This is a genomic window from Brachybacterium sp. sponge (assembly GCF_001613775.1).
Lineage (GTDB): Bacteria > Actinomycetota > Actinomycetes > Actinomycetales > Dermabacteraceae > Brachybacterium > Brachybacterium conglomeratum.
This window is the reverse complement of the sequence record NZ_LRMP01000001.1, coordinates 963327-985881: the sequence shown is the minus strand read 5'-3', so window position 1 is coordinate 985881 and position 22555 is coordinate 963327. Positions and strand designations below refer to the sequence as shown.

19 protein-coding genes are annotated in these 22555 nt (G+C 73.9%); 2 read left to right on the top strand and 17 right to left on the bottom strand.

Annotation, left to right across the window (positions count from 1 at the left end):
* Positions 1 to 41: 41 nt before the first annotated feature.
* From A4A78_RS04390 to A4A78_RS04355, 8 genes are all read right to left on the bottom strand, one after another.
* A complete protein-coding gene (locus tag A4A78_RS04390) occupies positions 42 to 1052 on the bottom strand; it encodes a LacI family DNA-binding transcriptional regulator (protein ID WP_062947166.1) in 1011 nt (336 codons plus the stop codon).
* Between the two features lie 119 nt (positions 1053 to 1171).
* The gene (locus A4A78_RS04385) at positions 1172 to 2188 is read right to left on the bottom strand and encodes a LacI family DNA-binding transcriptional regulator (RefSeq protein ID WP_062947165.1); all 1017 of its coding nucleotides are present in this window, start codon (positions 2186 to 2188) and stop codon (positions 1172 to 1174) included.
* 190 nt (positions 2189 to 2378) lie between these two features.
* Positions 2379 to 3866 (bottom strand): tagaturonate epimerase family protein, encoded by a 1488-nt coding sequence (locus A4A78_RS04380; protein WP_062947164.1) that lies wholly within the window; start codon positions 3864 to 3866, stop codon positions 2379 to 2381.
* Positions 3863 to 5371 (bottom strand): Gfo/Idh/MocA family protein, encoded by a 1509-nt coding sequence (locus tag A4A78_RS04375; RefSeq protein WP_062947163.1) that lies wholly within the window; start codon positions 5369 to 5371, stop codon positions 3863 to 3865. The genes A4A78_RS04380 and A4A78_RS04375 overlap by 4 nt, the downstream gene beginning before the upstream one ends.
* Positions 5368 to 6723 carry a Gfo/Idh/MocA family protein gene (locus A4A78_RS04370; protein ID WP_062947162.1) on the bottom strand — a complete coding sequence of 452 codons (1356 nt, stop codon included), beginning with the start codon at positions 6721 to 6723 and terminating at the stop codon, positions 5368 to 5370. The genes A4A78_RS04375 and A4A78_RS04370 overlap by 4 nt, the downstream gene beginning before the upstream one ends.
* Positions 6724 to 6821: 98 nt before the next feature.
* Positions 6822 to 7754: a carbohydrate ABC transporter permease gene (locus A4A78_RS04365; protein WP_062947161.1), complete on the bottom strand. Its 933-nt coding sequence runs from the start codon at positions 7752 to 7754 to the stop codon at positions 6822 to 6824.
* The gene (locus A4A78_RS04360; protein ID WP_062947160.1) at positions 7747 to 8685 is read right to left on the bottom strand and encodes a carbohydrate ABC transporter permease; all 939 of its coding nucleotides are present in this window, start codon (positions 8683 to 8685) and stop codon (positions 7747 to 7749) included. Before A4A78_RS04360 ends, A4A78_RS04365 begins: the two co-directional genes overlap by 8 nt.
* A gap of 91 nt (positions 8686 to 8776) precedes the next feature.
* Positions 8777 to 10087 (bottom strand): ABC transporter substrate-binding protein, encoded by a 1311-nt coding sequence (locus tag A4A78_RS04355; RefSeq protein WP_062947159.1) that lies wholly within the window; start codon positions 10085 to 10087, stop codon positions 8777 to 8779.
* Between the two features lie 415 nt (positions 10088 to 10502).
* Between A4A78_RS04355 and A4A78_RS04350 the strand changes: the two genes are divergently transcribed.
* Together A4A78_RS04350 and A4A78_RS04345 are read left to right on the top strand one after the other, a co-directional pair.
* Complete coding sequence (locus A4A78_RS04350) at positions 10503 to 11186, top strand: DedA family protein (protein WP_062947158.1); 684 nt, start codon at positions 10503 to 10505, stop codon at positions 11184 to 11186.
* On the top strand, positions 11183 to 12247 hold the full coding sequence (locus tag A4A78_RS04345; RefSeq protein WP_062947157.1) for an NAD-dependent protein deacetylase: 1065 nt from the start codon (positions 11183 to 11185) through the stop codon (positions 12245 to 12247). Before A4A78_RS04350 ends, A4A78_RS04345 begins: the two co-directional genes overlap by 4 nt.
* A 76-nt stretch (positions 12248 to 12323) precedes the next feature.
* Here the strand turns inward: A4A78_RS04345 and A4A78_RS04340 are convergent, their stop codons facing one another.
* From A4A78_RS04340 to A4A78_RS04300, 9 genes are all read right to left on the bottom strand, one after another.
* Positions 12324 to 12977: a DNA-3-methyladenine glycosylase I gene (locus A4A78_RS04340; RefSeq protein ID WP_255360956.1), complete on the bottom strand. Its 654-nt coding sequence runs from the start codon at positions 12975 to 12977 to the stop codon at positions 12324 to 12326.
* Positions 12974 to 13603 (bottom strand): methylated-DNA--[protein]-cysteine S-methyltransferase, encoded by a 630-nt coding sequence (locus tag A4A78_RS04335; RefSeq protein WP_062947156.1) that lies wholly within the window; start codon positions 13601 to 13603, stop codon positions 12974 to 12976. The genes A4A78_RS04340 and A4A78_RS04335 overlap by 4 nt, the downstream gene beginning before the upstream one ends.
* Complete coding sequence (locus A4A78_RS04330) at positions 13600 to 14094, bottom strand: RNA polymerase sigma factor (protein ID WP_062948032.1); 495 nt, start codon at positions 14092 to 14094, stop codon at positions 13600 to 13602. Before A4A78_RS04330 ends, A4A78_RS04335 begins: the two co-directional genes overlap by 4 nt.
* A 178-nt stretch (positions 14095 to 14272) precedes the next feature.
* Positions 14273 to 15307, bottom strand: coding sequence for a hypothetical protein (locus tag A4A78_RS04325; protein ID WP_062947155.1), 1035 nt, complete (start codon positions 15305 to 15307; stop codon positions 14273 to 14275).
* A 129-nt stretch (positions 15308 to 15436) separates the two neighbouring features.
* Entirely contained in the window at positions 15437 to 16744 is a 1308-nt protein-coding gene (locus A4A78_RS04320) for an acyl-CoA dehydrogenase family protein (protein WP_197466626.1), read from the bottom strand.
* Positions 16741 to 18642, bottom strand: coding sequence for an ABC transporter ATP-binding protein (locus A4A78_RS04315; protein WP_062947154.1), 1902 nt, complete (start codon positions 18640 to 18642; stop codon positions 16741 to 16743). Before A4A78_RS04315 ends, A4A78_RS04320 begins: the two co-directional genes overlap by 4 nt.
* On the bottom strand, positions 18639 to 19526 hold the full coding sequence (locus A4A78_RS04310; RefSeq protein ID WP_062947153.1) for an ABC transporter permease: 888 nt from the start codon (positions 19524 to 19526) through the stop codon (positions 18639 to 18641). The genes A4A78_RS04315 and A4A78_RS04310 overlap by 4 nt, the downstream gene beginning before the upstream one ends.
* Positions 19523 to 20605, bottom strand: a complete 1083-nt coding sequence (locus tag A4A78_RS04305) for an ABC transporter permease (protein ID WP_156488550.1) — start codon at positions 20603 to 20605, stop codon at positions 19523 to 19525. The genes A4A78_RS04310 and A4A78_RS04305 overlap by 4 nt, the downstream gene beginning before the upstream one ends.
* Entirely contained in the window at positions 20602 to 22263 is a 1662-nt protein-coding gene (locus A4A78_RS04300) for an ABC transporter substrate-binding protein (RefSeq protein ID WP_231880830.1), read from the bottom strand. The genes A4A78_RS04305 and A4A78_RS04300 overlap by 4 nt, the downstream gene beginning before the upstream one ends.
* Positions 22264 to 22555: the final 292 nt, after the last annotated feature.

The window sequence follows — 22555 nt, the reverse complement described above, 5'->3', positions numbered from 1 at the left end:
CCGTCGACGCGGCCTGGCCCGTCCCCGTCAGCCGGAGCCGCTCAGCCCAGCGTCGACTCCCGCTCGACGAGGCTCGGGCGGAAGGCGACGTGCCGGCGGGGCGCGTCGGGGTCGAGGATCTCCTCCTCCAGGAGGGCCAGCGCAGTGCGGCCCATGAGCTCGGCGGGCTGGGAGACCGAGGTCAGCGGCACCACGGTCGAGCGGGCGAAGGCGATGTCGTCGTAGCCCACCAGCGCGATCTCCTCGGGCACGGCGACCTGGTGGCGGAAGGCGAAGGCCTGCAGCGCCCCGACCGCGAGCAGGTCGTTCACGCAGAACAGCGCATCGGGCCGCTCGGCGCGGGGTCGGGCGACGACGCTCTCCCCCGCGGCGCGGCCGGCGAGCACGGTGAGACCCTCGGCCTCGATCACCTCGAGGGAGGCGCCGGCGGCCTCGGCGGCGGCGCGGGCCCCGTCCAGACGGGCCCTGACCTGGCGCAGGTCCTGCCGGGCCGCGACCACGCCGATCCGTCGGCGGCCGAGCCCGGTGAGGTGGCGCACCGCGATCTCCCCGCCGGCGAAGTCGTCGACGCTCACGGAGGAGCCGCCGGTCGAGGCGCGCTCGCGCTCCACCAGGACCACGGGCGTGCCGCGCTCGCGGATCTGCTCGATCAGCTCCTCGCTCGCCCCGGTCGAGGCGAGCAGGATCCCCCGCACCCGCTGCTCCTCGAAGAGGGAGAGGTAGAGCTGCTCGCGCTGCTCGCGGTTGCCGGAGCTGCCGGAGATCACGGCGAGGGAGGACGCCTCCGCCGCGGCTTCGATCCCGCCGACGAGCTGGGCGTAGAAGGGGTTGCCCATGTCCAGCACGATCGCGCCGACGGTCGAGGAGCGGCCAAGTTTGAGCTGCCTCGCGGCGTCGTTGCGGACGTAGCCGAGGGCGCGGATCGCCGCGAGCACCCGGTCCCGCCGCTCCGGGGAGACGATGTCGGGGCGGTTCAGCACGTTCGAGACGGTGCCGATCGACACCCCGGCCTCCCGGGCCACGTCCTTGATGCTGGCCGCCGTCCGCGCCATGACCTGTTCCCTCCTGGAGCACTCCTGCTGCCGGTCCGACGGTCCGTGCAGGTCACCCCACTGTAATCTGCGCCGCTCCGCGTCCCTGCGGCGGCGCCCGTCCTGCATCCCCGCGGGGCTCAGGCTCCCGGCACCTCGACGACCTGCTCCGGTCGCTCCTGCACGGCCCCGCCGCGGCGCGCGGTCGAGTCCCTCGGCACGAAGCGGGTCTCGAGCCGCTGCTCGGTGACGGACCCGTCGGGGGCGACGAGCGCGTCGATCCCGAGCGCGCCGATGCGATGGCGCGGCACCCGCACGGTGCTCAGCGCCGGGCTGGAGACGGCCGCGTACTCGATGTCGTCCCAGCCCACCACCGAGACGTCGCCCGGGACGGTGAAGCCGAGGGTGCGCAGCCCGGAGATCAGCCCGAGGGCGAGCACGTCGTTGTAGGCGAGCGCCGCGCTCAGCTCGCGCAGCAGCAGCGGCTCGGCGGCGGAGACCCCGCCCTGGATACCGGGCGGGAAGTGGCCGACGTCCACGATCTCGACCGCCAGCTCGGCCCCGACCTGCTCGAGGGCGGTGCGGCGCTCGGCCTCGGAGCGACTCGCGCGGGGGCCGCCGACGTAGCCGATCCGGCGGTGGCCGAGCGCGGCCAGGTGCCGCACCGCGGCCCGCACCCCGCTCAGCGCATCGAAGGAGACGGCCGACAGGTCCCGGTGGCGACGGTTGACCAGGCACAGCCGGGTCAGGCCCGAGGCCGCCTCGAGGTCGCTCTCGCTCATCCGGCTGGAGCACAGCAGGATCCCGTCGACCTGCGGGGCGAGGGTCTGCACGAGCGGCAGCTCGCCGTCGGGTGCCTCCTCCGCGTCGGCCAGCAGCAGGTGCAGTCCGTGCTCGCGGGCCCGGGCCTGGGCGCCCTTGAGCAGCGCCGGGTAGAAGGGGTTCAGCAGGTCGGGGACGATCACGCCGAGGGTCCCGGCGCTGCCGGGCGCGATCTCGCGCGCCTCGCGGGAGGGCCGGTAGCCGAGTTGGAGGGAGATCTCCTGGATCCGGTCGCGGGCCTCGTCGCTGACCATCTCGGGACGGCTCAGGGCGCGGGAGACCGTCGCGACCGACACCCCGGCCTGCTCCGCGACGTCGCGCAGCGTCACCCGCATCTCTCCACCTCCTGCCGCTGTGGTCCGGGCGCGCGCCCGGATCCGTCCATGATCTTCTCCGAGCGGCCCCGGCGGGGCCGCTCTCCGTCGGTTGCCCCGCGCGACCGAGCGGTCGGGGCGTCCGCCGGCCGGTCAGCCCGGCCCACACCAGCCGATGGGCACCGCCGCCGGGCGGCGGGTCGGCCCGTGCTCAGCCCACGCCGACGGCGTCGGCCCGCTCGTCCTCCGCCTGCGGCTGCCCGGCGCGCTCCCCCGCCGCGGCGGCGAAGGGGGCGAGGTGGCGGCCGATGTGCGCGGCGAGCACCTCGGAGTACTCGGTGTGATGCGCCTCGAGGACGCGGCGCAGGCGCTCGCCGAGCACGACGCCCTGCGGGTCGGTCGCGACCAGGGAGTCGCCGTAGCCGACGTGGAGGATCTGCCGCGAGTCGGAGGCGGCGATCAGTGCGGCGGTGTCGACCCCGTCGAGGCTTTCGGGGGTGCGGTCCTCGTGGGCGGAGACCTGGTAGGAGGCGCGGGAGCGGGCGTAGGCGGCGCGGGAGATGTCCCAGATCTGCGCCAGCAGCTCGGGGTCGTGGCGGGCGATGACCTCGAGGGCGCAGAGGTAGCTGGTGCCGGAGGTCTTCAGGTGCACGTGCCCGTCCGTCGCGGCGACGGCGAGGGGGTAGATCGAGAACTTGTCCGAGCCGGAGTGCAGGGAGATCTTGTACCCGCCGTGGAGGCGTGAGATCGCGTGGTGGGCGGTGAGGTTCTCGCGCAGCTCGTCCTCGTCACCGAGGAACTCCACGCCCTTCTCGAAGCCGTCGACGTAGCGGGGCGCGAAGCTGAACCACTCCACGCCGAGGCGTGCGAGCTCGCCGGCCATGTAGTGGTGTTCCACGAAGGTGGTCAGCCAGGCCGTCTCGTCCACCGCGATCTCGGCTTCCACCTCGTGGCGGGCGCTGCCCTGCAGGTGGCGGAAGAGCCGTGCGGCCTCGGCGACGGCCGCGCCGTACTTCACGGCCGCGGTGTCGATCGCCTCGCGGGTGATCTCGATCCGGCTCCCACCCAGGTCGAGGACGGTGCCGACATAGCGGGCGCGCAGCGACTCGAGGTCGTCGCCGAGCGTCTCCCAGGGCACCTGCTCGAGCTGCTGCTCGGTGATACCGCCGGTGACGTCGACGACGTGGTCGCCGGGGTCGAGGGTGAAGGTCACGAATCCGGCCTCGAGGCCGCGGTCGATGCCCTCGGTGGTCTTGATGTGGTCGCAGTCCGCGCCGTAGCCGCCGTCCCAGCCCTCCTCGAGGCAGCCGAAGGTCGCCTCGTCGATCACGGAGAGGGCGTCGCGGCCCAGCCGGTCCATCTCGCGGATCGACTGCTGGGCGAGCACGGGGGCGAGGCCCGCGCCCTGGTCGCGGAAGGCGCGGGCCTGACCGGCGGTCGCCAGGCCCAGACGGTCCCCGGTGCCGACGGAGGTGCGGGTGTCACCGATCGGCCGAGGGCGCAGCACCTCGAACGCCTCGCGCAGCGCAGCGGCGTTGGCGGGCGAGAGCGGACCGCTGAGAAGGTGACCGTCGCCGTCGGGGCGGGTCTCCCCCTCGAAGGGGGCGAGACGGGCGGCGTCGGCGGCGCGGACCTGCAGGGTGCTGCCGTCGGCGGTGCGGAGCACGTCCGCCTCGAGGTGGTCGGTGCGCAGGGTCATGAGCGGGTCTCCTCGTCGAGAGCGTCCCGGCCGTCGGCGCGGGAGCCGGTGGTGGTCGTGGTGTCTGCGGCCGCCTGAGGGGCCGGAGCGGTGGCCGACGGGGATGCCGGGGCGGCCGCCGTCGGGGAGGCGTCGGCCGGCAGGGGCGCAACGGTCTCGGGGCGCCAGGTCGCGATGGCGTCCTCGCAGGCCCAGGTCGCGCCGCTGCGGCTGAAGGGCGCGCCGGTCTCGAGCGCGGCGGTCAGCGCCTCCTCGATCCCGTCGACGACGGGCCGGGCGGCCTCTCCCTCGCCGAGCCAGGTCACGTGCTCGGGCGCGATGGGGGCAGGATCGGGCGCGGACTGGATCGCCTCGAGCACGGCGCTGAAGGGCGCGGTCGCGGCCAGCGGGCACAGCAAGGCGACCTGCGGGTCCCGCACGTGGGCGAGCAGGTTCTCGACCAGGTCGGTGCGCTCGTGACGGGTCTCGGTGACGGTCCCGTCGGGGTCGGTGCGGCGCAGGACGTCCTCGGTGTAGGAGAGCCGGGCGGTGCCCCGGGGGCCGACGATCTCGATCCACGGCGCGGCCTGGACGGGGGCGGTGGTGGTCAGGGCGCAGACGACGGCCGGCCGCGAGCGGGCTCCCACCACGTCCTCCCGGGACGGGGCGGCGTGCGACGGGGCGTCCTCGCCGAGGTCGGCGTCCGCCGCGCCGCGGACCGGGTCGATCCGCACGAAGGCGGTGTCGTCGGCCTCGATGTCGTGGGCGCGGCGCAGCTCGGTGGTGACGGCGGCGATGTCCTCGAGCCGGTCGATGCCGGCGACGACGAGGCCCGCGTGCACGGCGTGGGCGAGCGGGTTGGTGGCGACCCCGTCGGCGACGCGGCGCCCGCCCAGGCGGCGCCGGCCCGCCCAAGGCGAGCGGCGGTAGTAGGCGCGGTCGCGGGACCAGGCGCCGTGGACGCGCACGGTGTCGATCTCGCCGAGCTCGCCGGTCGCAACGAGATCCCGCAGCGCATCCACCCCGGCGCCGCCGCGGGCCTGGAAGCCGATCTGCACGACGCGGCCCGCGGCCTCCGCGGCCCGTTCGAGCACCGCGTGGTCGGCGAGCGCGGGCACGGGCGGTTTCTCGAGGTACACGTGCGCGCCCGCCTCGAGGGCCTGCAGCGCGAGCGGGAGGTGGGTGTCGATCGGGGTGGCGATCACGACCACCTCCGGCGGGGCGTCGGCGTGCGCGGCGAGCAGGGAGGCGAGGTCGCGATGCCAGATCCCCTGCACGGCCGCGGGCGGCTCGTGCAGGTCGACGACGCCGATCAGCTCGGCCCGACCCACCTCGCGCAGCCGCTCGAGGTTCTCCAGGTGCACCCGGCCGAAGCCGCGGGTGCCGATCAGCGCGATGCGCACCGGCGCGGCGGCCGCCGTGGCGGAGGCGGACCCCGCAGCGGGGACGGGCCAGGTCGCCCGGTCGGCCCCGGTCGCACGGTCGGTCCCGGCGGCGGGGCGGGTCCCGGTCGCGGGGCCGCTCATCGCAGGGCCGCCTCGGGCTGCGGATCGCGCGCCGCGAGCGGCACCCCCATGGTCGCGGCCACGTCGACAGGGGCTCCGCTCGCGAGCGAGGCGTTGCCGCTGATCCCGACGGCGATCGCGCGCATCCCGTCGAGATGGTCGGAGGCACGGCCCAGCGGGTCCTCGTCGGGGCCGACGAACACGTCGCGCAGCAGCAGCGCGTCGCCGCCGCCGTGCCCGCCCTCGCCGGTGACGATCTCGACCTCGCGGGCCGGGCCGAAGTGGGTCTGGACCACGAGGCGCTCGCCGCGCTCGCGCACCCCGGCGTCCTCGCCGGTGACCGCGACCGCGCTCGGATCGAGGTGGGTGCGGCCGTCCTCGCCCCGTGCCACCACCTCGGCCCGCTCGACCACCTCGAGCTCGGCACGGCCGGCGGTGCCGTTCAGCGCCACCCGGTAGCCCTCCCAGGGGCTGTGGGCGTTCAGCGCATAGGTGAGCACGGCCCCGCGGGCGTAGTCGACGATCGCGGTGAGGTTGTCCTCGATGGAGATCCCCGCGTCGAAGACGGAGCGGTCGCGCAGGTAGCCGTCGTGCTGCTCGGCGCGGAGGTACAGCGCCTCCAGGCGCTCATCGGAGCGCAGGTCCAGCTCGAAGGGATCGTGCGAACCGTCGTGCGTGCCGCGCGCGGGCAGCTCCTCGCGGCCGCGCTCCCGGGCGGCGTCTGCCCCGTAGAAGCGCAGCCCGCCGCGGGCGTACACGCGGGTGGGCACGTCGTCCAGCCACCAGTTCACGAGATCGAAGTGGTGGGCGGCCTTGTGCACGAACAGGCCGCCGGAGCTGGTCTTGTCGCGGTGCCAGCGGCGGAAGTAGTCGGCGCCGTGCTGGGTGTCCAGCACCCATTCGAAGGTCGCCGAGACGACCTCGCCGATCTCCCCCGAGGCGACGACCTGCTTCAGCGCGGTGTTGCGGGGGCTGTAGCGGTAGTTGAAGGTCACCACCACGGAGCGCCCGGTGCGGTCGATCGCCGCCTGGATCGACTGCGCGCTCGCGGCGTCGATGGTCAGCGGCTTCTCGACGACCACGTCGGCGCCCACGTCCAGGGAGCGGACGACGTGCTCGGCGTGCAGGCGGTCCACGCTCGTGACGATCACCCGGTCCACCCGCTCCTGCTCGATGATCGCCTCGAGCTCCTCGGGCCCGCCGAGGCGCACCCCGGCGAAGGCCGGGACGCGGTCGCGGTGGAACTCGCGGCGGGCGGGGTTCACGTCGATCAGCGCGACCAGCTCGGCGACGTCGGCATGGGGGCCGGCGATCGCGTCGAGGTACATCTGGGCGCGGTGGCCCGAGCCGATCAGGGCGTAGCGGGTGGTCATGTCTCTCCAGGGTCGTGGGATGAGGGGACGACGGGTCGGGGCGGCGGGACGCGGTGGCGGGACAGGCGGCGCCGACGGGGTCGTCGGCGCCGCCGCCCTCACTTGATGCCGGTGGTGGCGAAGCCCTTGACCAGGAACCTCTGGCCGAACAGGAACACCAGGAACAGCGGGATCAGGGACACGATCGACATCGCGAACATGGCGCCCCAGTCGCTCGTGCCCTGTCCGTCCAGGAAGGACTTCAGCGCCAGCGGGACGGTGAAGTTGTCGGGCGTGGTGAGGTAGATCAGCGAGCCGAAGAAGTCGTTCCACGTCCACATGAAGGTGAAGATCGTGGTGGTCGCGAGCGCCGGGGTCATCAGCGGCAGGATGATCCGGAAGAAGATCCGGAAGTGACCGCAGCCGTCGATGCGAGCGGCCTCGTCCAGCTCCCGCGGGATGCCGCGGATGAACTGCACCATCAGGAACACGAAGAACGCGTCGGTGGCCAGGAACTTCGGCAGGATCAGCGGCAGCATCGTGTTCACCCAGCCGGTCTGGGAGAACATGATGTACTGCGGCACGATCACCACGTGGATCGGCAGCATCAGGGTCATGAGCATCATCGCGAAGGCGATGTTGCGGCCCCAGAACCGCAGCCGTGCGAAGGCGTAGGCGGTGAGCGTGCAGGCGAACAGGTTGCCGATCACGCAGCCCACCACGAGCAGGGTCGAGTTCATCAGGTAGTGCGAGAACTCGAACGACTGCGCGCTCCAGCCCCGCACGTAGTTGTCGATGTCGAAGGACAGCGGGAACAGGGACGGGTTGCGGAAGATCTCGTCGTTGGGGCGCAGGGACGAGACCACCATCCACAGCAGCGGGTAGATCATCGCCAGGCTCGCGGCGATCATCACCGCGTGCTTGAGGACCGTGCTGACGGTGCGGGCGCCGTGGGAGCGCGGGGTCACCGGTGTGCGGGGCGCGGAGTCTCCGGCGGCGGTGCCGGCCGGGGTCTCGTCGACGGGGGCTGCGGGGCGTGCGAGGTCAGTCATCGTAATGCACCCAGAACTTGGAGACGAAGAAGTTGATCGCGGTGAAGATCGCGACGATGACCAGCAGCAGCCAGGCCATCGCGGAGGCGTACCCCATGTCGAACTGGCCGAAGCCCTTGAGGTAGAGGTAGAGCGTGTAGAACATCGTCGAGTCCGACGGTCCGCCGGTCCCGCCCGAGACCACGAAGGCCTGGGTGAAGGTCTGGAACGCGTTGATCACCTGCAGGACCAGGTTGAAGAAGATGATCGGGGTGAGCAGCGGGATCGTGATCCGGAAGAACTGCGCGACCTTCGAGGCGCCGTCGACGGACGCGGCCTCGTAGTACATCTGCGGGATCTGCCGCAGTCCCGCAAGGAAGATGATCATCGGGGAGCCGAAGGTCCACACGTGCAGCAGGATGATGGTCCACAGCGCCGTGTCCGGGGTGGAGACCCAGCCGGGGAGGTTCTCGAAGCCGAGGGCGCCCAGCAGCTGGTTGACCAGGCCGGAGGCGCCGAACATCTGCCGCCACAGGATCGAGATCGCGACCGAGCCGCCCAGCAGGGAGGGCAGGTAGAACACCGAGCGGTAGAACGCCAGCCCGCGCATGCCCTGATTCAGCACCACGGCCAGCAGCAGCGCGGCGGCGAGCTGCAGCGGCACGCCCACGAACACATAGACGAAGGTGACCATCAGCGAGTTGTGCAGGCGGGTGTCGCCGAGCATCCGCTGGAAGTTCTCCAGCCCCACCCACTCGGGGGCGGCGAGCATGGAGTAGTCGGTGAAGGACAGCACCAGGCTGGCGATCATCGGCAGGATCGTGATGCCCAGCAGGCCGAGCAGCCAGGGCGTCATGAAGGCGAGTCCGACCTTGTTGTCGGGATGCTTCTCGCGGGGGCCGCGCTTGTCACGGCGGGAGACGATCTGGGCGAGCTCTCCGACGGCGCTCATGCGGGTCCTCCCTTCGGGGATCTGTGGGGCGCGCCGGGGCCGGGCGGAGCGATGCTCGCCCGGCCCCGGACGGGCCGGTGGTCGGTGGGGGTCAGGACAGGGCCGCGGACAGCTCGTCGAGGAGCCGCTGGGCGGCCTCCTCGGCGGTGATGGTGCCGAAGAGCATGTCGTCGGAGGCGCGGGTGAGGATGGCCTCGAACTCGCCGCCGCCCTGCGGGGTGATCTCCGGCGGGGCGCCGAGCTCGGACTCGATCGCGTCGAGGAAGTCCACGGCCTTCTTGCTGGACTCGTCGAGGTCGCCGGTGATCGCCTCGCGCACGGCGAGGTTGCCGGGCACGCCCCGCTCCACGGAGAGGACCTTGCCTGCCTCGGGCGAGTTCACGAGGAAGTCGACGAAGGCGACAGCGGCCTCGGGGTTCGCGCTCTTGGCGGAGACGGCCCAGTACATCGAGGCCTTGTACCAGAGCTGCGCCTCGGCGGCGGAGCCCGCGACCGACGGCGGCCGCAGCACGAGGATCCCCTTCTCGGCCAGCGCGTCGTGGGCGACGACCTGGTTGGACCACAGCACGGTCATTCCGATCTTGCCGGTGTTGAACAGCGACTGGTCCATGGAGGCGGCGGCGTCCTCGACGGAGGTGGAGGCGTCGGGCCCGGCGCCGCTGTCCTGGATGCGCTTGGCCCACTCGAACCAGGCGGTGGCGGTGGGGGCGTCGAAGCCCGCCGCGCCGTCCTTGTACTGGTCCTGGCCGGCCTGGCGCACCCACACCTGGAACAGGCCCTGGACGGAGCCCATCTGGGTCATGCCCCAGGTGCCGTCGGGGGTCGCCTCGGAGATCGCGACCGCGGTGTCGATCACGTCGTCCCAGGTCCAGGTGGTGTCGTCGGGGATCTCGACGCCGGCCTGCTCGAACACGACGGGGTTGATCGCGAAGGCGAAGGCGTTCAGGCCCGCGTTGATCGCGGCGAGGCCCACGTCCGCCAGCTCGCCCACCTCGACGGAGCCCTCGACGAACTCGGAGGTGTCCAGGCCGGCACCGGCCAGGTCGAGCAGCGCTCCGCGCTCGCCGTACTCGGCGAGGTACTTCTCGTCCATCTGGACCACGTCGGGGAAGTCGCCGCCGGCGGTCTGGGTGGCGAGCTTGTCCCAGTAGCCGCTCCACTCCCCCGGCTCGAGGGAGATGGTGACGTCGGGGGCGGACTCCTTGTAGGCGGCCACCGCGTTCTCGGTGTTCTCGTTGCGGGTGGGGTTGCCCCACCAGGCCAGGCGCAGGGAGCCGGAGTCGGCGCTGCCGCCGCCTCCTCCGCCCCCGGTCCCTCCGGAGGCGTTGGGCCCGCAGGCCGCGAGGCCGGCGAGTCCGGGGACGGCGAGGCCGAGGGCAAGGGCTGAGCGTCGGTCGATCATGAGATCTCCTTTGATCTTCGTGCGGTCGTCGAGGACGGCGGTCGTGCGGTGACCGCCGTGGTCATCGCGCACAGGAGGGGGCGAGGGGCCGGGAACCGTGCGGGGTCCGAGGCCCGGTCGGGGCGCGGCGACGATCCGTCGCGACGCCCCATCCGCCATGAAAGGTTTCATAGCCTTCATGGGCGGCCACTCGGCGTGCTCAGGGGTGGTCGATCACGCTGGAGTGGGGTGGATCACCACTAGGAAAGCGCTTCATCCCGTCGTTGTCAACAGGTCGATGCAAAGTTGCAGCACGCATCTGCAAGGGGGGCTGGTGGGGGTGCGCCCCGTCTGTCGCCACGTGCCGTTCATCTGCCCTCCACCGTCCCCCGCTACGGTGCACGCGCCAGCCGATGCGCCAGGACGGGAGGCCCCTGTGGACGTCACGGCATGGGCGATCGCCCTGATGGAGTTCCTGGGCGGTCCCGGCACCGCGCTCGTGATCGCCGCTGAGGCGCTGTTCCCGCCGATCCCCGGCGAGGTGCTGCTCCCCTTCGCCGGCGTCACCGCCGCGGCGAACGGCCAGCACGTGCTGGTGCCGATCTTCTGGACGACGCTCGGCTCCGTGCTCGGCGGGCTCGGCGTGTACGCGGTGGGGCGCGCGCTCGGGCTGCGGCGCACGACGGCGCTCGTGCGGCGCCTCCCGCTGCTCGAGGAGAAGGACGTGACCATGGCGATGCGGTTCTTCGAGCGCAGGGGCTTCCCCGCCGTGGCGCTCGCGCGCTTCGTGCCGATTGTGCGCACCTTCATCTCGATCCCGGCGGGGATCGAGAGGATGCCCGTGTGGCTGTTCGCCCTGGCCACGGGGCTCGGCTCCGCGATCTGGAACGCGGTGTTCGTGGTCGCGGGCTATGCCTTCGGGCAGGCCGGCGGCGAGGCGCTCGAGGGCTTCGTGCGGATCTACTCCTCGATCGTGGCAGTGATCGGGATCCTCGCCCTGGTGGGCCTGGCGACCCAGCGGATCCGCTCCCGGCGCGACCGGGTCGACGAGGACGATGTGGTGACCTCGGGCGCCGACGGCTCCACGGCGACCGACACGCCCTCTACGCTCGAGGAATGAGCAGCGCCGAGGACCCCTCGCCCCGCTCCGGCCTCGCCGGTCCTGCGGCGGACGTCGGCCGCTGGTTCGCGACCGCGACCTCCCGCCCGCTGGACGGCCCGGGCCCGACCCGCGGCGGGCCGCGCCTGCCCGCCTGGGGGCCGATGGAGGGGGCGCGCTACGGCCTGCGCAGCCACGACCACGAGATCGACGAGGCGCTCGCGCTGCTGCGGGACCGGCCGGTCGCGGTGCTGACCGGGGCGGGGATGTCCACGGGCTCGGGCCTGCCGGACTACCGGGGCCGCGATGCGGTACCCCGCTCCCCCATGACCTACCAGGAGTTCATGGGGCACGACCTCGCCCGGCGCCGGTACTGGGCCCGCTCCACCGTCGGCTGGGAGCAGTTCCGCAGCGCCCGGCCCGGCCGCTCCCACCGGCTGCTCGCGGCCCTGGACCCCGCCGCCTTCCCCGTCACCGCCGTGATCACCCAGAACGTGGACGGCCTGCATGCCGCCGCCGGCTCCGATCCCGTGATCGACCTGCACGGACGCCTGGACCGGGTGCGCTGCCAGCAGTGCGACGCCCTCTCCTCGCGCGCCGCCCTGCACGCCCGGGTGCTCGCGATGAACCCCGAGCTCGCAGCCCGCCTTCCCGAGCTCGCGGCCGATGCCGCCCAGGCGCCCGACGGGGACGCCGAGGTCGACCGCACCAGATCCTTCCGCTACCCGCCGTGCCCGCTGTGCGGCGGGATCCTCAAGCCCGACGTGGTCTTCTTCGGCGAGTCCGCCCGGCGCGAGGTGGTCGCCTCCGCCTTCGCCGCGCTCGAGGAGGCGCGCGGCCTGCTGGTGCTGGGCTCCTCGCTGACGGTGCAGTCGGGGCTGCGCTTCGTGCGCGCCGCCCGGAAGCAGGGCAAGCCGGTGGTGATCCTCAACGACGGTCCGACCCGCGCCGATCCCGACGCGTCCCTGCGCGTCCACGGCCGCCTCGAAGACGTGCTCGCGCAGTGGGCCGGCGCCGTCGGCGGGGAGCTCGGCACGGCGGGCGACGCCCCGGGCGGCGTCGAGCACGGCGCGGCGGGCTGATCCGCGCGCAGGTCAGCCCTGTCGGCGCTCCCTCGTCCGCTCCGCGGCGGCCGTCCCGTCGGCCGCGCCCGGGCCCTCAGGACTTCCAGACGCCGGAGACGCCGCGGCGGTGCGAGCCCAGCAGGTGGGTGTCGAGGATGCCGACGGCCTCCATCAGCGCGAACATCGTCGTCGGCCCGACGAAGGTGAAGCCCTCCTTGCGCAGGGCCTTCGACAGCGCCGTCGACTCCGGCGAGCGGGTCGGCACCTCGGCGGCGGTCCTCGGCGCGGGCGTCGTCGCCGGCTGGAAGGACCACACGAGGTCGACGAGCCCGCCCTTCTCCCGCAGCGCCAGGGTCGCCTTCGCGTTGGTGATGGTCGCGAGGATCTTCGCGCGGTTGCGCACGATGCCGGCGTCGGCCATGAGCCGCTCGACCTCCGCCTCGCCGTAGCGGGCGACGACCTCGGGGTCGAAGCCGTCGAAGGCGGTGCGGAAGGCGGGCCGCTTGCGCAGGATCGTCGCCCAGGACAGCCCGGACTGGAAGGCCTCGAGGCTGATCCGCTCGAACATGCCCTGCTCGTCGCGGACGGGCATGCCCCATTCGGTGTCGTAGTACTCGCGCATCATCAGGTCGCTCGCCGCCCAGGCGGGGCGGGCCAGGCCGTCCTCGCCGATCACGACACCGGGGTCGGCGTCGGTGTCGGTGTCGCGGTCGGTGTCGGGGCCGGTGCGGGGGTCGGGGGTGGTCATGCGGTCCTCTCCAAGGTCAGCAGGGCGGTCTTCACGTCGAGGCCGCCGATGTAGCCGCCGAGCGCGCCGTCGGTGCGCAGCACGCGATGGCAGGGCACGACGATCGGCAGCGGGTTGGTGGCGCAGGCGGTGCCGACGGCGCGGACCGCCCGCGGGCTGCCCACGAGCTCGGCGATCTCCTTGTAGGAGCGGGTGGAGCCGTAGTCGATCCGGGGCAGGACGCGCTGGACCTTCTCGCGGAAGCCGGTGGACAGGGCGCGGTCCAGCGGCAGGTCGAAGCGGCGGCGGGCGCCGGTGAAGTACTCCTCCAGCTCGGCGGCCGCCTCGTCGAGCCGGCCCGGCGCCTCCAGCACGCGGGGACTCACCGTCGTCGCGAGCGCGGCGAGCACGGCGTCGAAGCCCTCGCGCTCGAAGGCGACGCGGACCAGGCCCTGCGCGGTCGCGGCGAGCAGGAGGGGGCCGACGGGGGTGTCGAGCGTGCGATAGGCGACCTCGACGAGTCCGGCGTCGTCGGCCTGCTGCGCGAGGCGGGCGCGGAGTCCTGCCAGGGTCGGGTCGGGGAGCGGGAAGAGCGCCTCCCGCTCGCTCGTGGTGAGGTGCTCGGGGAGGCTCGGGGTGTCGGTCATCGCGCGGCTCCTTCCGTGTCGTCGCCTGCGGTGAAGGTGCGTCGCAGGGCTCGGATGCCGTCGGCCGAGGCGCGGCGGACGGCCTCGGGGCTCCCGCCGATCAGGGCGGCGGTCTCGGCGTGCGGGAGGCCGCCGAGGTAGTGATAGGCGACGGCGAGCCGCTGCCTCTCGGGCAGGGCCGCGACGGCGGTCCAGACCCCGTCGTCCCGGCCGGGGTTCCCGCGGCGGGAGGTCTGCTCGGGCAGGTCGTCCATGGGCACGGCGTGCCGGGCGCGACGGCGGGTGATGTCGATGGCCTTGCGGTGGGCGACGCGCACCAGCCAGGCCTCGATGTTGGTGTCCTCCGCGAGATCGGGCCAGGACGTCAGCGCCGCCAGGAACGTCTCCGCCCAGGCGTCCTCGGCGTCGGGTCCCGGGCCGAGGACGGCGCAGCACACCCGCAGCACGGTGGGGCCGTGCCGCTGGACCGCGGTCTCGTAGGGGATCTTCATGGTCATCACCCGGCAGACGCGCGGGCGGCCGGGGATGTGAGGTCCGGCCCCGGAAGCAGCGCAGGGGGCGGCCCTGCGGTCGGTGTCGCCTCCCGCGTCGACGTTCGCGCGGGCTCTCGGGTCGGCGTCCGCGCGGGCCCCCGGGTCGACGTCCGCCCGGGCTCCCCTGCGGGCGAGGTCACTGCGGTGCGCCCTGGCCGCTGACCAGCACCGTCGCGAGCGCGCGCAGGGACGCGGGGCCGACGCGGCGGAACTCGAGGCGGGGGTCCTCGACACCGGGGTCGAGGGCCTCCATGGTGAGCATCCCGTCGGCGGTCGCGTAGGCGCTGAGCTGCTGGACGGTCCCGTCGGCCGTGCGCACCCGGGTCAGGACGGTCAGCGCCCGGGTCGCGGCGAGCTGCGCGGCGAGCGGGTGGGCGGGCAGCTCCGAGCCGCGCACGTGGACGCTCCCGCCGCCGGTGTCGGACGCGGCATCGGCGGCGGGATCGGCGAGGCCCGCGGGGTCGAGGAAGGCGGCCAGGCGCACGGTCGCCTCCTCGGCGCGGAGGACGGTGAAGCGGTGGAGGCCGTCGGCCGTCGTCTCCTCCTCGAGCACCCCGCCGGGGTGGCTGTAGCAGTGCAGGCGATGGACCTGCGGCCCGGCCTCGGTGCGGACGGTCCGCTCGGCGGTGGTGAACGACTCCGCGGTGCGGCGCAGCACGAGGCAGCCGGAGATCTCGGGGACAGCCCGCCAGCGCGGCCCCTCCTCGTGCCGGGCGGTGCGGGTGAGGACCTGGCCGCCGGCGATCATGCCGCGCAGCGCGACGGCCGCGGCGACGCGTCGCTGCTCGGGATGCGCGTCGAGCCAGGGCAGGGCCACGAACTGGCGGCGCTCGTACCCGTCGAGCGCGGCGATCTGCTCATCGCTCAGGGTCACCACCGGCGCGGGCTCCTGGGCGGCCGACGGGTCGGGCCGGCCGCCGTCGTCCTGTGCGGCGGGCGGGTCGGGCTGGACGGCGGCGGGCGGGCCGGACGGGCGAGGCATGCCATCCGGTCCCGTCGCCTCTCCTCTCCGCACCCGTTCGAGCAGGTCACGGGCGGCGGCGACGTCCTCGGCGGTGTACTGCAGCGGTGCGGTCGGATCGGTGCCGCCGATCCCGGCGGGGAGGTCGGGGATCCGTGTCGACGCATCGGCCGACGCGTCAGGGGCGGGGGACGCCGGGGTCGCGCTCATCCCCCGAGGCTATCGGGGGCCGCAGGTTCTGCGCCGCTGGGGACTCATCTCGTCGCCAGCACGGCTCCTCAGCGGTGCAGAACCTCGACGTCGACCCTCAGTGCAGGGACTCTGGGAGCTCCCCGCGGGTCAGGAGCTCTTCGGCTTCTCGCCCGTGGACCAGAAGTACAGCAGTCCCGTCCCGTTCAGGATCCGGTCCCCGATCGCCCGCTCCTGGTAGATGACGGGGTTGTGGGAGGAGAGGGTACGGGCGTTGCGCCAGTGGCGGTCCAGCGCCCGGGCGGTCGAGGTCGCCGAGGCCCCGCCCACCTCGAACAGCTCGGTGGTCACCGAGAGCACGTCCGGGACCGCGGTGAGCTGGGCCTGGATGGTGCGCAGCTCCGCCGCGTCGATCAGCGCCTCGCGCTCCTCCTCGGGGGCGGTGCGGGCGACCTCGAGGGCGCGTGCGGCGGCGAGCACCGCGTCCTCGGCGGCGGCGATGCGCGCCGAGATCCTGCCGATGACCTGCTGGACCAGCGGGTCCTGGGCGGCGGTCGCGCCGCTGCCCTGCGAGTAGACGCGGGTGCGGGAGCGGACGAAGCCCACCGCGTCGCGCACCGCGGCCCGCCCCACGCCCACCAGGGAGGAGAGCAGCACCAGCTGCAGGAAGGCGGTCTGGGTGGTGGGCTGCCCGTCCGCGCCCTGGGGCCGCACCCGCACCTGCTCGGCGGTGACCTGCACTCCCTCGAAGAGGGTGGAGCCGCTGCCGGTGAGGATCTGGCCGAAGCCGTCCCAGTCGTCGCGCAGCGTCACGCCGGGGGCGTCGGCGGGGACGGTGACGCGGGCGCGGGCGCCGTCGGCGGTGCGGGCCGAGACGTCGATCAGGTCGGCGAAGAGGGAACCGGTGGAGTAGTGCTTCTCGCCGTCGAGGCGGTAGCCGTCGCCGTCGGGGACCACGGTGGTGATCAGGTCGCCGACCGTCGCGGTGCTGCGCTCATGGCTCGCGTTGCCGACCACGACGCCGCCGGCGATCTCCGCGAGCCGCGCCCGCGCGTCCTCGTCCGGCTCGCCGAGCAGCAGCTCCTCGACGTGCGAGAAATGGGCGCGCAGCAGCTGGGGCAGGTTCGAGTCCGCCTCGCCGAGGTCGATGAGCAGGCGGAAGAAGGTCTCGGTCCCGACCCCGTGGCCGCCCTGCGCGACGGGGACGGTGACGGCGGTGAACCCGGCGTCGGCGAGCGCCCGCACCTCCGCATGGGGCAGGCGCCGCTCGCGGTCCCGCTCCGCGGCGCCCTCGGCGATCTCCTCGAGCACCGGGGCGAAGCGCTCGCGCAGCGCGGCGTAGTGGGCCGCCGCCGTCGGGGCCGCGGCTCGGCTCCGATGCGGGGCGGCACCGTCTGCCTGCGCGGCGGCGCCGTCGGCTGCGGCTCCCGCAGCGGTGCGGTCGGTGGCGGTGGTCATGCGATCTCCTCGAGCTCGGGGTGGGGAAGGGCGGCGATGAGCTGCCGGGTGTAGGGATGACGGGGCGCATGCAGCACCTCGTCGGCGGTGCCGGACTCGACGATGCGGCCGTGCTGCATCACCAGCACCCGGTCGCTGACGTGGTGGATCACGCCCAGGTCGTGCGAGATGAACAGATAGGCGGTGCCGAGGGCCTGCTGCAGGTCGGCGAGCAGGTCGAGCACCTGCGCCTGGACGGAGACGTCCAGGGCGGAGACCGGCTCGTCCAGCACCAGGATCTCGGGGTCGGTGGCCAGCGCCCGGGCGATCGCGGCGCGCTGCCGTTGCCCGCCGGAGAGGGTCAGGGGGTGGCGGTCGGCGACGGAGGGGTCCAGGCCGACGGCGCGCAGCAGCGCGGCGACCCGCTCGGAGCGCCCCTCGCGATCGGCGCCGCGGCGAGTCCCGCCGTCACCGCTCCCGGCGCCGGCGAGCGGCCGTCGCCCGGTGCCGGCGCGACGCTGTCGCAGCGCATCGGTCCCTCCTCGCGGCCCGTCGTCCGGGCCGTCCCGGCGGGCCGACGGGAGCGCGTCGGCGATGGTGCGACCGACGCTCCAGCGCGGGTCGAAGGAGGACAGGGGGTCCTGCTGCACCACAGCGATACGGCGCCGGCGCGCACGGCGGCGACGCTCCGGGAGGGCGGTCCAGGGCTCGCCGTCGAGGGTGACGGCGCCGGTCGTGGGCTCCGTGAGGGCGAGCGCCATCCACGCGGTGGTGGACTTCCCGGAGCCTGACTCGCCGACGATCCCGAGGGTCTCCCCCGCCCGGAGCTCGAAGGAGACGTCCTCGACCACGGCGCGGGTGCGGCCGTCGGGTCCTCGGTAGCTCTTGCCGAGCCCCTCGGCGACGAGCAGGGGGCGGGACGGGCCGGGGTGGGGCGAGGAGGCGCCGGTCGCGGCAGTGCCGTCGGCCGCGGGAGCCCCGTCGGCCGGGTGCGGCGCGCCGTCGAGGCCACCGGCGGCGCGTGTCCCGTCGGGCGCGGCAGGGGCGCGAGCGGCGAGGGCGCGCAGCGCGACCGGATCCGGCGGGAGGTCCGAGAGCCGCTTCCCGCGGGAGTCCGCGGAGGGGATCGCGGCGAGCAGCCGTCGCGTGTACGCATCCTGCGGCGCGCTCAGCACCTGCGAGGTGGGGCCCTCCTCGACGATGCGGCCGTGGCGCATGACCAGCACGTGGTCCGCGAGCCGCTCCACCACGGAGAGGTCGTGGCTGATGAGGATCAGGGCGCGGCCGGCGGCGAGGTTCTGCTCGAGCAGCTCGAGGATCTGCGCCTGCACCGTCACGTCCAGCGCGGTGGTGGGCTCGTCGGCGATGAGCACCGCCGGGTCCAGGGCGAGGGCCGCCGCGATCAGCGCCCGCTGGCGCAGGCCTCCGGAGAGCTCGCTGGGCAGCTGCCGCGCCCGCAGCTCCGGCTCGGGCACGCTCACCGAGGTGAGCAGGTCCTGCACCCGCTGCGGCCGCTCGGCGCGCGGGACGCCGTGCACCCGCAGCGGCTCGGCGATCTCGGTGCCCACCCTCCGCAGCGGGTCCAGGGACACCAGGGCGTCCTGGAGCACGTAGCCGACGCTCCTGCCGCGCAGCGCGCGCAGCTCCTCCTCGGAGGCGCTCAGCACGTCGGCGCCCACGTCGAGGGTGGCGGCGGTGACCTCGGCGCCCGGACCGTTCAGCCCCAGCAGGGCGCGCGCGGTCACGGACTTGCCCGAGCCGGACTCCCCCACGATCCCGAGGCACTCCCCCGGCCGCAGGGAGAAGGACACGTCGTGGACCACCTCGTGGCCTTCGAAGCCGACGGCGAGGTCGCGCACGGTGATCAGGGGCTGGGCCCCCGCTCGGGAGACGGGCGAGGAGAGGGTGCGTGCGGTCATCGTCGGGCCCCCGCATCGGTCGTGCGCTGCAGGTGCCGTCCGAGCACGGTGAGCGACAGGGTGAACAGGACGATCGTGATGCCGGGGAAGAAGTCCATCCACCAGGCCTGCTGGATGTAGGTGCGGCCGGCGTTCAGCATCGCGCCCCACTCCGCGGTGGGCGGCTGCACGCCCATGCCGAGGAAGCCCAGCGCCGCGGCCCACACGATCGCCTGCCCGATCCCGAGGGTGACCAGCACCGTCAGCGGGCGGAAGGCGTTGGGCAGGATGGTGCGCACCAGGATCCGCAGCGGCGGGTGGCCGAGCGCGCGGGCCGCCTCGACGTAGGCGCTGCCGCGCACCACGAGCAGCTGGCCGCGCACCATGCGGGCGTAGCCGGGCATGGTCGCGATGCCGACGGCGACCATCTGGGTGAGGGCGCTGTTGCCGTAGACGGCGATGAGGATCAGCGCCAGAAGGATCCCGGGGAAGGCGTAGAGCACCTCGATCACGCGGGTCACGGCGCCGTCGGCGATCCGTCCGCCGAGCCCGCCCAGCAGGCCCAGCACGAGCGCGCCGAGCAGCCCGATGGCGGTCGCGCCGAGGCCGATCACGAGGGACTGGCGGGCGCCGTGGATGACGCGGCTGAACACGTCGCGGCCCGACTGGTCGGTGCCGAAGAGGTGCTCGGCGCTGGGCGGGGCGAAGCTCTCCGAGAGGCTGATCTCGAGCGGGTCCTGCGGGGCCAGGAGGTCCGGGACCAGCGCGGCGAGCAGGATCACGCCCACCACGGTGCCGGCGGCCACGAGGCCGAGGCTGCCGGGGGCGGGCCGACGCCGCGCGCGGCGCGGGGCCGGGGCGACCTGCGGGTCGGCGACGGGGGCGGGAGGGGCGATGGTGGTCATGAGGCACGTCCGATCGCGTGGCGGAGACGGGGGTCGACGAGCACGGAGGCGAGGTCGGAGAGGATGTTGGCGACCACATAGACCGCGGCGACCACGAAGGTCACCCCGATCACGAGCGGGAGGTCCTGGGCGGTGACCGCGGCGACCAGCACCTGGCCGATGCCCTGGCGGGAGAAGATCACCTCGACCACGACGGCGCCGGAGATCAGGGAGCCGAGCCCCCAGCCGGACAGGGCGATCCCCGGCAGGGCCGCGTGGCGCAGCACCTGCCGCCACCGCACGTCCCCCGGGCGGGCGCCGCGGGAGAGCGCGGAGAGCACGAAGGGCTGGCGCAGCGCGACGTCGAACTCGTCGCGCGTGACCTGGGCGAGGAAGCCGCCCAGCGGGATGCCGAGGGTGAGCGCGGGCAGCACCAGCCCGGCCGGTCCGTCGTCGACCACGGGCAGCCATTGCAGCACCACCGCGAACACCACCAGCAGCACCACGCCCAGCCAGAAGTGGGGCAGGGCCGCGAACACGACCTCGAGCGCGGAGCCGATCCGGCCCAGGCGGCCGGGGCGGCCGGCGGTGGCGAGGGTGAGCGCGATCGCGATCACCCAGGCCACCAGCAGCGCCGCCGCGGTGAGCTGCAGGGTGGGAGCGATCTGCTCGGCGACGATCGAGACCACCGACTGCTTCATCGTGTAGGACTCGCCGAGGTCGAGCACCACCAGGCCCGCGAGGAAGTGCCCGTACTGGACCAGCACCGGCTGGTCGAAGCCGTACTGCTCGCGCACCGCCTGCAGGGTCTCCTCGGGAGGGTTCGCGGAGGCGCCGCCGAGGATGGTCTGGGCGGGGTCGCCGGGCACGAGGTGCTGGAGGAAGAACACGATGGTCGCCACCGCCCACAGCAGCAGCGCGGAGGAGCCGAGCGTGGTGAGGACCCGTCGGGCGAACAGCCGCCCGCGGCGGGGGCCGCGCGCGTCGGCGGCCGGCGCGCCGTCGACCGAAGGGTCGGGAGCGGCCGAGGAGCTGTCGGCCGGGGTGCCGGACGGTCGGGGACCGCCGACGGGTTCGTCGTGGCTGGTGGTCACGGTCATCGCGGGTCTCCGTCCCGGAGCAGGTGGGCGTCGTGGAGCACCGGCTCGCCCTCGCTGGGCTCGATCCAGATGTCCGCGACCAGGTCGGAGCGGATCGCGAGCCGGGTCTGGATCGGGTACAGCGGGATGTGCCAGGCCTGCTCGGTCAGCAGCTGCTGCGCCCGCGAGTACAGCTCCTGCTGCGCCTCGGGGTCGGTGGTCGCGGCGGCCTCGAGAAGGGTCTGGTCGAGCTCCTCGTCGTAGGCGTAGGACACGTTCTGGCCGTTGTCGATCTCGAAGGTCTGCTGCGAGAACTTGATGTACATGACCCCGGCGGTGGGGCTGTTCCAGTAGCCGCCGCGGATGTCGAAGGCGGTGGGGTCGCGGCGGATCGCGGTGAGGGAGGCGGCGTCGGTGGGGATCAGCTGCACGTCCACGCCGACCCTGCGCTCCATCGCCTGGAAGTTCTGCAGGATGGTGAGGTCCGCCGGGGGCGTCTCGCCGGGATCGGAGGCGTAGGGCAGGCGCAGGGTGAGCCGCTGTCCGTCGCGGGTGCGGTACCCCTCCTCGTCCCGCTCGTCCCAGCCGGCCTCGTCCAGCAGCGCGTTCGCCCGCGCCTCGTCGTAGGGGTAGGGCTGGTGATAGGCCTCGTCGTAGTACGGGGTGCCGGTGGAGATCGCGTTCCCCTCGTAGGGGAACACCCCGGCGTAGGCGCTGGTGACGATGCCGGGGGCGTCCGCGGCGTGCACCAGGGCGCGCCGCACTCTCAGGTCGGACAGCGCCGGATGGGTGGTGTTGAGGTCCAGGGCGTAGGGGACGCAGGAGTGCACGAAGTCCTGCGTCTCGATCCGGTCGTCGGCCTGCGCGGTGGGCACCGACTCGGGCGGCAGGTTGAAGATCGCATGGACCTTCCCGGAGGCCAGCGCGCCGTAGCGGGCGGTGTTGTCCTTGAGGAAGCGCCAGGTGAGGCGCTCCGCGTAGGCGGGGCCCTGGTGCTTCGCGTCCGAGGGGGCGGAGGTGTAGTCGTCGTTGCGCACCATCACCACCTCCTGGTTGCGCCGCCACTCGACGACCTTGAAGGGGCCGGTGCCCACCGGCAGCTCGCAGTTCTCGGCCAGGCCCCGCCCCATCGCCCTCGGGGACTCGATCCCGAAGAACGCCTGGGCGAGCACGGTCAGCAGCGGCGAGTAGGGGCGCTTCAACGTCACGCGCACCACCTGCTCGGAGAGCGACTCGGCGGAGACGAAGTACGGGGAGAGGTAGAGCAGGGCGGTGGAGGACTGGGTGGCGGGGTCCATGATCTGGTCGAAGTTCGCGACCACCGCGTCGGCGTCCAGCACCTCCCCGTCGTGGAAGCGCACGCCCTCCTTGAGGGTGAAGTCGTAGACCAGGCCGTCCTCGGAGATCGCCCACGACCGGGCGAGCCAGGGCACGACGCTGCCGTCGGGCCGCATCGAGACCAGGGAGTCGAGGTACTGGCGGGCGATGTAGGTCTGGGGCATGTCGCCGCTGTTGTGGGGGTCCAGGCAGGTGGGCTCGCGGTCGGTCGCGAAGACGAGCTCACCGCCCTCCCGGGTGCCGGGGGGCAGGTCCGCAGCGCGGCCGGCGCTGCCGCAGGCGGCCAGCACGGAGCCGGCTCCCACGGCGGCCAGGCCGGTCATGACGGATCGTCGGCGCACGGGTGCTCCTTCGGGACGGTGCCGTCCGCGGGGACGACGGCTGATGGCGACGTCCGCGGGGACGTCCTCGGTCGCCCGGCGGCCACCGGGCCCCAGGAACACTAGGGGGGCTCAAAAGCTGTGCCTAGGACCGTGACGGAACGAGAACGTCGATGACAGGGCGGCCGCCTCGTGGCCGCCCGACGGGCTCCCGGCGGTCACCGGGCGTCATCGGGATTCACGGGAGGTGCGCGCGCGGCACCCGGGACATGAGGGTGTCGTCACCACCGCCCCCGGACGATCGGACGCCCTG